The sequence below is a fragment of the Citricoccus nitrophenolicus genome, from assembly GCF_047305825.1.
GTDB lineage: Bacteria > Actinomycetota > Actinomycetes > Actinomycetales > Micrococcaceae > Citricoccus > Citricoccus nitrophenolicus.
On the sequence record NZ_CP063070.1, the window covers coordinates 1650244 to 1661951 of the forward strand.

Sequence of the window (11708 nt, forward strand, 5' to 3'; positions counted from 1 at the left end):
AGGTGTTCTAGCGTTCTATTCGGTGGTGCCGGTGGCACACCAGGTGTCGGCGAGGGCCTCGGTGGCGCGGGCCAGGAGGGCGACGTCGGCCCCCACGTTGACGAAGTCGGCGCCGGCCGCCAGGTAGTCCCGGGCCTGGTCCGGGGCGAAGGCGTTGACGCCGACGAACGTTCCGGCCTCCCGGGCCTTCCCGATCACGGTCTTCACCGCGGCGACGACGTCAGGATGGTTCTGCTGCCCGATCAGGCCCATGGAGGCGGCCAGGTCCGAGGGGCCGATGAAGATCCCGTCCACGCCGTCCACCGCCGCGATCTGCCCGGCTGCGGCGACGGCGGCCGCGGACTCGATCTGCACGATCAGGGTGACCAGATCCCCGGCGCGGGCCAGGTAGTCCGGGATCCGGTTCCATCGCGCCGAGCGCGCCAGGGCCGAGCCGACCCCGCGCATCCCCCGCGGCGGGTAGTGCATCGCGCGGACTGCCCGCTCGGCGTCCTCGGCGCTGTCCACCATCGGGATGACGAGGGACTGCGCACCCAGGTCCAGGTACTGCTTGACCAGCACGGGGTCCAGGGCAGGAACCCGGACCACGGGGACCACGGGGTACCCGGCCATGGCCCGCAGCTGGGACTGGATGGCCTCCAACCCCAGGGGCGCGTGCTCGCCGTCGATCAGGAGGAAGTCCAGGCCGGCGGAGGCGCAGATCTCGGTGACGGAGGGATCGGCCGAGTTGACGAACATCCCGGCCGGTGCCCGGCCTGCGCGGTCGGAGCGCGCCCGCTCGCTGAACAGGTCCTTGAAGCTGGGCTGTGGCTCTAGACGAATTGGCATGTCACGGTCCCCAGGTTCCCGTAGTCGGCGTAGACGGTGTCCCCGGCGTAGACCCACATGGGCCGGGTGAAGGAGCCGGCCAGGATGATCTCCCCGGCCTCCAGCACGTCCCCGTGCCCCGAGATCCGGTTCGCCAGCCAGTGCACCCCGTTGCCCGGGTGGTTGAGTACCCCGGCGGCCACGCCCGTCTCGATGATCTCCTGGTTCCGGGACAGCATCCCGGAGACCCAGCGCAGGTCCACGGCATCGGGGGGCACCGGGCGGCCGCCGAACACCATGGCGCCCATCGCGGCGTTGTCACTGATGGTGTCGGTGATCGTGCGCCCCTCCATCTCGATCCGGGAGTCCAGCACCTCCAGTGCCGGCACCACATACTCGGTGGCGCGCAGGACGTCGAACAGCGTCACGCCCGGACCCGCCAGGGTGTCCTTCAGCACGAAGGCCAGCTCCATCTCGACCCGCGGATGCGTGTAGCGGGACCACTCATAGACGTGCCCCGACTCCATGACCATGTCGTCGAAGATCACCCCGTAGTCCGGTTCATCGATCCCGGTCGCGTCCTGCATGGCCTTGGAGGTCAGGCCGATCTTGTGACCGGCCTTCCTCCGGCCGGCATCGATCTGCCGCTGGGCCCAGATCCTCTGGACCGCGTAGGAATCCTCGATCCCCATCTCCGGGTACCGCGCCGTGAGCAGGGGAACCGGCTTGCGGTCCCGTGCGGCCTGGTGCAGCTCGTCGGCGATGGCGACGTGCATTGAGTGCTCAAGCATCTCCGTGGCTCTCCTGCCTCTACAGCTGGTTTCCGAGTTTGAAGCCCTTGGAGGCCTCACCCTGATAGGTGCCGTCCTGGTCCCCCTCGCGGGTGTAGGAGAAGCCGTCGGCGCCGATCGTCACCGCCATCTCGCTGTTGTCGGTGCGCTCGATGACCGGCTGCGGGTTGCCGTCGAGGTCGAGCACGAGCGAGCCGTCGGTGTACCAGGAGGGGACCACGGGGTTGCCCCACCAGTCACGACGCTGGTTGTCGTGCACGTCCCACGTGACGACGGGATTGTCCGGGTCGCCGGTGTAGTAGTCCTGCGTGTAGACCTCGACGCGGTGCCCGTCCGGGTCGCGCAGGTACAGGTAGAACGCGTTGCTGACGCCGTGGCGGCCGGGTCCGCGCTCGATCGAGTCGGAACGGCGGAGTGCGCCGAGCTTGTCGCAGATCGCGAGGATGTTGTGCTTCTCGTGCGTCGCGAAGCACACGTGGTGCATGCGCGGGCCGTCGCCGCCGGTCATGGCGGTGTCGTGCACAGTGGGCTTGCGACGCATCCACGCGGCGTACACCGTGCCCTCGTCGTCCTGGATGTCCTCCGTGACGCGGAAGCCGAGGTCCTGCATGTACTTGACCGCGCGCGGCACGTCGGGCGTGATCTGGTTGAAGTGGTCCAGACGCACGAGCTCACCCGGGATGTGCAGGTCGTAGCGCCACGACATGCGCTCGACGTGCTCGCTCTGGTGGAAGAACTCGTACGGGAAGCCCAACGGGTCCTCCACGCGCACAGAGTCGCCGATGCCCTTGGTGAAGCCCTCCTGGCGGCGCTCCACGCGGCAGCCGAGCTCTTCGTAGAACGCGACCGCCTTGTCCAGGTCCTCGGGTGCGCGCACCCGGTACGAGAACGCCCGCACCGCGGCCAGCTCGCCCTTGCGCAGGATGAGGTTGTGGTGGATGAACTCCTCGGTGGAGCGGAGATAGATGACCTCGTCGTCCTCCTCGGTGACGTACAGCCCGAGGATGTCGACGTAGAACTGGCGGGACGCCGCCAGGTCGGTCACGATGAGCTCCATGTAGGCGCAGCGCAGGATGTCCGGGGCCGGGGCCTGCGGGGTCGGGACGGGGTTGTCGGAGACGATGGGGGCTTCCTGGGAGACATAGAAGCCGGAGGACGTCATCGTCCGGTCATCGAGGTGGGTCATGTCAGTCCTTGCTGTGAGCGGGAGGGGAGGTTCAGGCCTGCTGGCCGAAGACGGGGTTGTGGACCTCGCCGAGGTTGATGTGCACGGCCTGCTGGTCCGTGTAGAAGTCGATCGAGCGGTAGCCGCCCTCGTGGCCGAGGCCGGAGGCCTTCACCCCACCGAAAGGCGTGCGCAGGTCCCGGACGTTGTTGGAGTTCAGCCACACCATGCCGGCCTCCACGCTCTGGGCGAAGTTGTGGGACCGCTTCAGGTCGTTCGTCCAGATGTAGGCGGCCAGGCCGTACCTGGTGTTGTTGGCCAGCTCGAGCGCCTCCTCGTCCGTGTCGAACGGGGTGATGGCCACCACCGGGCCGAAGATCTCCTCCTGGAAGATTCGGGCCTCCGGGGACACGTCCGCGAACACGGTCGGCTGGATGAAATTGCCCTCTGGGAAGGCCTCCGGACGGCCGCCGCCGGCGGTGAGTCGGGCCTCGGTCTTGCCGATCTCCACGTAGGACATGACCTTCTCGAAGTGCTCCGGGTGCACCAGCGCGCCGACCTCGGTGGTCTCGTCCTGCGGCAGGCCCACCTTCACGCGCTTCGCCTGGGCCGAGTAGCGCTCCACGAACTCGTCGTAGATGCCCCTCTGGACCAGGATCCGGGAGCCGGCGGTGCAGCGTTCGCCGTTGAGGGAGAAGACGCCGAAGACGGTGGCATCGATCGCGGCGTCCAGATCCGCGTCCTCGAAGACCACGGCCGGGGACTTGCCGCCCAGTTCCATGGACAGGCCCTTCAGGTGGGGGGCCGCGTTGGCGAAGATGATCTGCCCGGTGGTGGACTCGCCGGTGAAGGAGATCAGCGGCACGTCCGGGTGCTTGACCAGGGAGTCGCCGGCGAAGCCCTCCTCGCCGTAGCCGTGGACCATGTTGAACACGCCGGCCGGCAGCCCGGCCTCCTCGAAGATGCCCGGCCAGAGGGAGGCGGACAGCGGGGTGAACTCCGCCGGCTTGAGCACCACGGTGTTGCCGGTGGCGATGGCCGGGCCCAGCTTCCAGGACTCGAGCATGAAGGGGGTGTTCCACGGGGTGATGAGCCCGGCCACGCCGATCGGCTTGCGGTTGACGTAGTTCGCCTGGCGGCCGGGGACCTTGAAGGCGTCGTCGTGCTGGGCCACGATCAGATCGGCGAAGAAGCGGAAGTTCTCGGCGGCGCGGCGGGCCTGGCCCAGCGCCTGGGAGATCGGCAGGCCGGTGTCATAGCACTCCATCTCGGCCAGCTCCTGGCCGCGGCTCTCCACGATGTCCGCGATGTTGTGCAGCACCCGGGAGCGCTCACGCGGGAGCATGGTCGGCCAGGGGCCGTTCTCGAAGGCGTCCTTCGCTGCGGCCACGGCCGCATCGATGTCCGCGACCTTCCCGGAGGCAGCCTGCAGGTAGGGCCGGTTGGTGACCGGGTTCAGCACCTCGAAGGTGTCGCCGTCGAGCGAGTCGACGTGCTGTCCGCCGATGTAGTGCTGGATCTTCTCCGGCAGGTTCGCGGGAACGAATTCGGTGGTCTGGTCAGACATGGGGGGTCCTCTCGGTCTTCAGGCTGTCAGGGGGGTCGGCGCCGTCGCTGCTCGCGACGACGTGGTCCAGGTAGGTGTTCAGGGTGTTGAGGCGGTGTTGGCGGGCAGCCTGCTCCACCGCCGCGAACTCGGCGCCGGCGGCGATCAGGTCCAACAGGTGGTCGTGCTCCTCCACCGATCGGTCGGCACGGTGGGGGACATAGGCGAAGGTCGAGGAGCGCAGCGCCGCCAGGCGGGCCCAGCCCCGGTGGACGAGGTCCAGGATGTGGCTGTTCTGGTGGTGTTCGAACAGCACGGAGTGGAACTCCTTGTTCAACCGGGTGAACTCCACGGCGTTGAAGTCCACCAGGAGCCCCCGCATCCGTTCGTTGATCGCCCGGGCCCGCTCGATCTCCTCCCCGGTGATCAGGGGGGCGCACAGGGCGGTGGAGTATCCCTCCACCAGGGCCAGGGTCTCCATGGTGTCGTGATAGATCTCCGGGTCGATCCCTATCACGGTCGCCCCGACGTTGCGGGTGTAGGCCACCACCGACTCCGACTGCAGGCGCCGGATGGCCTCCCGCACGGGGACCACGGACATGTCGAGTTCGGCGGCGAGCTGGGCGAGCACCAGCCGGGCCCCGGGGGCGTAGCGCCCGGCGTTGATGCCGGACAGGATCTCCCGGTAGGCCTGGTCTGCCTTGGAGGTCATGGTCAGAGCCCGTCCCGGTTCGCGCGGTCCTGGCGGTAGTCCTCGTACTTCGACTTCCACTCGGCGTTCGGAGGGAACAGCCCATCGACCGGGTGTCCCGCCTCGACCTGCTCGTAGACCCAGGCGTCCTGCTGCTCCTGCTCCCAGGCGGCGTCCACCACCTCGGCCAGCAGCGCGGGGGGAACCACCACCACGCCGTCGTCATCGCCGATGATGATGTCTCCGGGCTGGACGGCGGTGCCGCCGCAGGCGATCGTCCCGCCCACCTCCCAGGGGATGTGGCGCCGGCCGAGCACGGCCGGGTGCGCGCCGTTGGAGTAGACCTGCAGGCCGACCTCGGCGACGGCCGCGGAATCCCGCACGCCGCCGTCGGTCACCACGGCCGTGGCGCCGCGGACCCGGGCCCGCAATGCCAGGACATCACCGAGGGTGCCGGTGCCCTTCTCCCCGCGGGCCTCCATGACGACCACGTCGTCCGGCTCCACGGTGTCCATGGCGCGCTTCTGGGCGTTGAACCCGCCCCCGAAGCGCTTGAACAGGTCCTCGCGGTTGGGCACATAGCGCAGGGTCTTGGCGTAGCCGAGGATGCGCTGGCCCGGGTGGGTGGGGCGCACGCCGTCAATGGTGGCGTTGTCGATGCCGCGCTTGCGCAGCTGGGCGGTGATGGTGGCGACCGCGGTCTCCTCGATCTTGGTCCTCAGCTCTCCGGTGAGCAGGGTGCGGTCCGCGGCGGGGGTGTCCGGCACGTAGCGATAGGTCCCGACGCCGGCCGCGGCTCCCTCCGCGGCGGGTTCCGGTGCCAGCCCGGCGGCCTCGCGAGATCCCCAGGCCTCGGCACGCTGGGTGTCATCCACCTGGGGTTGGGCGCCGAAGTCGGGCAGGGCCTGGCCGGAGGAGCGCACGGGGGTGATGAGGAGCCCCGTGCTCGGGGCCCCTGGAGCGCGCGGCGCGTCCACCTCGACCTCGACGACGTCGCCGGGCTGGGCGACGGAGGAGCCGGCCGGGGTGCCCGTCAGGATGACGTCCCCCGCCTCCAGGGTCATCAGCTGGGAGAGGTCGGCGATCAGCTGGCCGAACGGGAAGACGAGCCCCTCGGTGGTGTCGTCCTGGGTCAGTTCGCCGTTGACCCAGGTGCGCACCCGAAGCTGGGCGGGGTCCAGGCCGGCGGCCGGGATCACATTCGGCCCGAGCGGCGTGTACCCGTCACCGGACTTGTTCTTGAGGTTGGAGCCCTTGTCCGCATGCCGCAGGTCGTAGAGCCCCCAGTCGTTGGCCGCCGTGATCCCGGAGACCTTGGACCATCCCTCTTCGGGGGACACCCGACGGCAGGTCTCGCCGAGGACCAGGGCGATCTCACCCTCATAGGCAAGCAGTTCGGTGCCCTCAGGACGCTCGATCGCCTGGCCACTGCGAGCCACGGAGGAGCCGGCCTTGAGGAAGTACCCCGGGAACTTCGGGGAGCGGCCGCGCTGGGCGATGCGGGAGGGGTAGTTCAGGTGCAGGGCGATGATCTTGCCGGGGCGATGGCGCCGCTCGGAGAAGTCCACCGGGCTCGGGGCGTGGCTGTCCTGATGATCCGCTGCGGGTGTCTCGGTCATGGTCTCCTGCTTCCGTCGGCGTCCGAGTCCAGCGCTGCAGCCGGCGCCTCACCGGCCCGCTGGACTCCGGGCCCACTGTGGCGCCCGTCTCGTCTCCCGGTAATCGTATACGATTCACCGTGACCTTGAACACCCCGATCTTTCCCGGTGTGGCAGGAGCCCCTGCTGAGGGGGCGTGGACTGCCGACAGGAAAGGGCTGGGGCCGGGACGTCGTGTCCCGGCCCCAGCCCTGTCCTCTGCGATGTCAGGCCGCCATCAGCCACACCGTCCAGCGCACCTCGTCGTCAGTCCACGGGCAGCGGTCGCGGTGCCGGAATCGCCCCGGCCATGGACTCCTGCATGTACTCGGCCACCACGTCCTGGGAGATCGGCAGGTCCAGCACGAACACGCCCTCAGCCCCCCGGTCCACCCAGTCCTGCAGGGCAGCCAGGTCCTGCAGGCTCCGCGCCTTGATCCCCTCGGCGCCGAAGGCCCGGCCCACGGCGGCGAAGTCGACCTCGTCGATGAGCATCGCCTGATCATCCAGCCCGCGCGCGGCATACTGGTGCAGCTCGGCCCCGTAGGCGGCGTCATTGAAGACCACCACCACGCCGGAGCGGGCCTGCTTCACGAAACTCTCCAGGTCGGCCAGGGCCATCAGGCCGCCCCCGTCACCGGTCACCAGCACGGTGGTCCGGTCCGGGCGGGCCACCGCGGCGCCGACCGCGGACGGGAAGCCGAGGCCGATCGACTGGAAGGCGGTGCCCACGAACAGGTGCGAGCGGGCGTCTGGAACGGAGCACATCAGCGGGACCCAGCCGATGAAGTGCCCGCCGTCCTGCACGAACGTCCGCTCACGGGGCAGGATCCCCTCCAGGGCCAGGGCCATGGTGCGCGGGTCCAGCCGGCCGTCGGGCGCCAGCCCCCGGGGGACGACGCCGGCCCCCACCTTCTCCGCCCCGGCCGCCTGATCCACTGGGTCCGGCGCGTCCAGGCTCGGTGCCGGCGGAATCGGCTGGCGGGCGCGCCAGCCCCCGTCAGCCCGGCCCTCCTCGAGCGGGCCGGCAGCGAGGAGATCGCCCAGCGACCGCAGGGCAGTACCGGCGTCGGCCGGCAGGAAGTGCTCGGCACGCTCATGACGGCGCGCCGGGTCCACGTCGACCTGCAGCACGGTGGCGGCAGGACCGAAGACCGTGCCGTAGCGCATCTGGAAGGGGTTCATGCTGGCGCCGAGCACCAGCACCACATCGGCCTGGCGCATGATCTCCACGCGCTCCAGACGGCCGAATCCGCCGGCGATGCCCAGATCGCCCTCCTCACCGGCCACGTTGCGGGCCATCACGGAGGTCGCCAGCAGGGCCCCCAGGCGATCGGCCAGGGCTCGCAGCGCCTCGGGGCCCCCCGGTGAGTCCAACACGCCCCGGCCCGCAACGAGCAGTGGCCGCTCCGACGTGCGCAAGGCGGCCGCCAACGGCTCCACCGCGGCCACCGAGAGCTCGGCTGGCCGCCGCTCGGCGATCGGCATCCGCTCCGTGGCCGGGGCGCTGACCGGAACCTCGACGAGGTCGTAGGGGATCGCGACGACGACGGGACGCCTTCCGGACTCGGCGCGGGCGTAGGCGCCGCGCACCTGGGCCGCCGGATCCCGGTCATCCAACCGGACGGTGTCCACGCCGGCGGCAGCAGCCATACCGACCTGGTCGATGTCGAAGAAGCGCGGCCCCGTGGTGGGGGCGTCGCCCACGATCAGCACCAGCGGGATCCGGGCCAGAGAGGCCTCCGCGAGGGCGGTGAGGGTGTTGGTGAATCCGGCACCGTAGGTGACGGTCGCGGTGCCCACCCGGCCCGAGGCACGGTGGAAGGCATCGGCGGCGGCGACCGCTCCGGCCTCGTGCCGCACGGTCACGAGCGGGAACCCCGTACTGGTCAGCTCACTGATCAGGTGGGCGTTGCCGTTGCCCATCAGTCCGAAGAGCGGATCGGCCCTCTCCCGGACCACGGCGGCCACGGCCTGGGGCACGGTCGGCACCGAGCGCTCCGGCCGGGCAGACCGACCGGTCTGGGCTGGCTGGGCAGGCTGCGGTCGGTCAGTCACAGCAGTCATCGGTTCACTCCTCAGCAGGATGGACATCATCTGCCCAGCAGTGTGGGGTGATTCGGCCGGGTTGCGCAATCAGCCCGCAAGACCCTGGACAGACTGTTCATCCTGTCCGCACAGAACCGGGGACTTCTAGTCAGCCTGATCAGTGGTTCTGGCGACGGCGTGCAGCAGGGGAAGGGTCCGGGACTGGATGTGGGTGCGCAGGGCCAGGGAGGAGGAGGTGCGAGCCACGCCGGGAACCTGGGAGATCCGGTCCAGCACGTCCTGCAGGTCCTGGCCGTTGCGGGCCACCACCCGCAGGTGCAGGTCATGGTCCCCGGTGACGGTGTACAGGTCCGTGACCTCGGGAATGGCCTCGAGGATCGCCTCGGTCACCGGTCCGTGGCCGATGTTCTGGATGATGTCCACGAAGCAGAAGGAGACGAGGTCATAGCCGAAGCCGGCCGGGTCCACCTGCGGGACGATCGCCGAGACCACGCCCCGCGCCTGCAACCTGGCCAACCGGCTCGTCACCGTCCCCCGTGCCACCCCCAGCCGCCGGGCGCACTCGAGGATCGGCAGTTGCGGCTCGTCGGTCAGCAGCTGGATGAGCCGGGCGTCGAGCTGGTCGGGTCGCATGGTGCTCATTGTGGCATCCGGCCGTCCGTCCGCGCGGGCCGCCGCCTACTCGCCCGGCACCAGTCTCCCGCTGAGCCGTTGCCGCATCTGTTCACTCGCCGCGTTCAGCCCCACCACCTCCACGGTGGTGCCGTAGCGCTCGTACTTCTCCGTGATGGCGTCCAGGGAGGCGATCGTGGAGGCGTCCCACAGGTGGGAAGCGGTCAGGTCGATGACCACGCGGGCGGGGTCCCCGGCGTAGTCGAACTGGGTATAGAGGTCATTCGAGGAGGCCCAGAACAACTCGCCGTCCACCCGGTAGGTGACCGAGCCGGCGTCGGGCTCCCGCTCGGTGCGGCGCACCGTGACGAAGTGTGCCACCCGGCGGGCGAAGAGCACCATGGCGGTCAGCACACCCAGGCCCACCCCGACCGCGAGGTTGGACGTGGTCACCGTGGCGGCCACGGTGACCAGCATGACCGCCGTCTCCGACTTCGGCATGGCCTTCAGGGTGGAGGGCCGGATGGAGTGCCACTCGAAGGTGGCCCAGGAGACGAAGACCATCACGGCGACCAGGGCGGCCATCGGCACCATCCCCACGATGTCCCCGAGCGCCACTGAGAGCACCATGAGCATGACGCCGGCCGTGAGGGTGGAGATGCGGGTGCGGGCGCCGGAGGCCTTCACGTTGATCATGGTCTGGCCGATCATCGCGCAGCCGCCCATGCCGCCGAAGAATCCGGCCACGATGTTGGCTCCGCCCTGCCCCAGGGACTCCCGGGTCTTGGACGAACCGGTGTCCGTGATGTCATCCACCAGCTTGGCCGTCATCAGCGACTCCAGCAGGCCGACCACCGCCATGGCCAGGGCATAGGGGGCGATGACCTGGAGGGTCTCCAGGGTGAACGGAACCTGCGGGATGAGGAGGACGGGCAGGGCGTCTGGAAGCTCGCCCTTGTCCCCCACCGTGGGGACGGACATCTGCACGGCGATGGCCAGCAGCGTGACGACCACGATCGAGACCAGCGGGGCGGGCACGGCCGTGGTCAGCCGGGGGAAGAGGAAGATGATGCCCAGCCCGAGGGCTGCGAGGACGTAGACCGGCCACGGGACGCCGATCAGGTCCGGCAGCTGGGCGATGAAGATGAGGATCGCCAAGGCGTTGACGAAGCCCGTCATCACCGAGCGGGGGATGAAGCGCATCAGTCTGGCGACGCCGAGCAGGCCCAGCACCAGCTGGAACACCCCCGCAAGGATGACGGTGGCGAACAGGTACTGCACGCCGTGGCTGGACACCACTGGCGCCACCACGAGGGCGGTGGCGGCCGTGGCGGCGGAGATCATCGCCGGACGGCCGCCCAGGAAGGCGATGACGATGGCCATGACGGACGCCGCATAGAGCCCCACCTTGGGGTCGACGCCGGCGATCAGGGAGAACGCGATGGCCTCGGGGATCAGTGCCAGGGCGACCACCAGGCCGGCGAGCAGCTCGGTCTTCAGCCATCCCGGCCGGCGCAGTGTGCGCCAGACCGACTGCCGCTGCTCGGGGCTCATGGCCTCCCGGCTCAGGGCCAGATTCTGGGCCACCTCGGGATGGTGGGGGCGCTGCGGTGGGACGTGGTCGTCGTCGGGCATGATGAGACTCCGGAGGTTCGGCGGGTGACGTCTTCACTGTAGCCGCGCGGACGCGCCCCTCCCCGGAGCCGCAGGTTCCTACACTGGGGGCATGAGCAACGAGCCGGAGAACGCCCCCCAGCCCGCCTTCAACCCCGAGACCGGACTGCCCACCTCGGCCCCGCAGGCCGGATGGCCCGAACCGGTTGACACGGGTCCCCTGCAGGTCAGCTACCGCATCCGCATCCAGGCACCCGCCGCCGAGCTGTATTCGATCCTCGCCAATCCGCACCGGCACCACGAGGTGGATGGATCCGCCACGGTCCAGTACGCGAAGACCGGGCCGGATCTCGTGAGCGTCGGGGACGAGTTCTCGGTGGCGATGAAGAAGTTCGGCGTCCCCTACACCATGACCCTCGTGGTGACGGCGGCGGACGAGGACGAGCTCGTGGAGTGGAAGCATCCGGGTGGGCACCGGTGGCGGTGGCGGTTCGAGGACCAGGGGGACGGGAGCACCGTGGTCACCGAGACCTTCGACTACTCGTGGACCCGGCATGTGGTGGCCCGAGGCTACGAGCTGACCCGGCGCCCGCAGGACAACGCGAAGGGCATCCGTGCCTCCCTCACGCGGCTGGCCGGACGTTATCTGTAGGACGGCGGCAGTCCGGTGATGTCTCCCGCCTCGGCCGGGGTGGTCGGATTGCCAGCGCTCTCTCAGCCGCGTCCAAGTGCGCGAACAGGTCGGCTCCCTACAGTGGAGAGCACCTCATCAAGGTGCGAGTGATGAAGTGAGACA

Annotated in this window: 10 protein-coding genes; 1 reads left to right on the forward strand and 9 read right to left on the reverse strand. The window is 69.7% G+C overall.

Annotated features, from left to right (window positions below):
• Positions 1-15: 15 nt before the first annotated feature.
• The 9 genes from IMT31_RS07515 to IMT31_RS07555 all read right to left on the reverse strand — a co-directional run bounded on the left by IMT31_RS07515 (position 16) and on the right by IMT31_RS07555 (position 10852).
• Complete coding sequence (locus IMT31_RS07515; RefSeq protein ID WP_345354171.1) at positions 16-828, reverse strand: HpcH/HpaI aldolase/citrate lyase family protein; 813 nt, start codon at positions 826-828, stop codon at positions 16-18.
• Positions 813-1598: a 2-keto-4-pentenoate hydratase gene (locus IMT31_RS07520; RefSeq protein ID WP_413544302.1), complete on the reverse strand. Its 786-nt coding sequence runs from the start codon at positions 1596-1598 to the stop codon at positions 813-815. The genes IMT31_RS07515 and IMT31_RS07520 overlap by 16 nt, the downstream gene beginning before the upstream one ends.
• A gap of 19 nt (positions 1599-1617) precedes the next feature.
• Positions 1618-2784, reverse strand: a complete 1167-nt coding sequence (gene hpaD, locus IMT31_RS07525; RefSeq protein WP_345354167.1) for a 3,4-dihydroxyphenylacetate 2,3-dioxygenase — start codon at positions 2782-2784, stop codon at positions 1618-1620.
• Between the two features lie 31 nt (positions 2785-2815).
• Positions 2816-4330, reverse strand: coding sequence for a 5-carboxymethyl-2-hydroxymuconate semialdehyde dehydrogenase (gene hpaE / locus IMT31_RS07530; RefSeq protein WP_413544303.1), 1515 nt, complete (start codon positions 4328-4330; stop codon positions 2816-2818).
• Entirely contained in the window at positions 4323-5021 is a 699-nt protein-coding gene (locus IMT31_RS07535) for a GntR family transcriptional regulator (RefSeq protein WP_413544304.1), read from the reverse strand. Before IMT31_RS07535 ends, hpaE begins: the two co-directional genes overlap by 8 nt.
• 2 nt (positions 5022-5023) lie before the next feature.
• Positions 5024-6619, reverse strand: a complete 1596-nt coding sequence (locus IMT31_RS07540; RefSeq protein WP_413544305.1) for a fumarylacetoacetate hydrolase family protein — start codon at positions 6617-6619, stop codon at positions 5024-5026.
• 285 nt (positions 6620-6904) lie between these two features.
• A complete protein-coding gene (locus IMT31_RS07545) occupies positions 6905-8704 on the reverse strand; it encodes a thiamine pyrophosphate-binding protein (protein WP_413544306.1) in 1800 nt (599 codons plus the stop codon).
• A 126-nt stretch (positions 8705-8830) separates the two neighbouring features.
• Positions 8831-9319: an Lrp/AsnC family transcriptional regulator gene (locus IMT31_RS07550; protein ID WP_413544307.1), complete on the reverse strand. Its 489-nt coding sequence runs from the start codon at positions 9317-9319 to the stop codon at positions 8831-8833.
• 45 nt (positions 9320-9364) lie between these two features.
• Positions 9365-10852: a SulP family inorganic anion transporter gene (locus IMT31_RS07555; RefSeq protein ID WP_413544386.1), complete on the reverse strand. Its 1488-nt coding sequence runs from the start codon at positions 10850-10852 to the stop codon at positions 9365-9367.
• 172 nt (positions 10853-11024) lie between these two features.
• Here IMT31_RS07555 and IMT31_RS07560 point away from each other — a divergent pair, with 172 nt between their 5' ends.
• A complete protein-coding gene (locus tag IMT31_RS07560) occupies positions 11025-11564 on the forward strand; it encodes an SRPBCC family protein (protein ID WP_413544308.1) in 540 nt (179 codons plus the stop codon).
• The last annotated feature ends 144 nt before the right edge of the window (positions 11565-11708 follow it).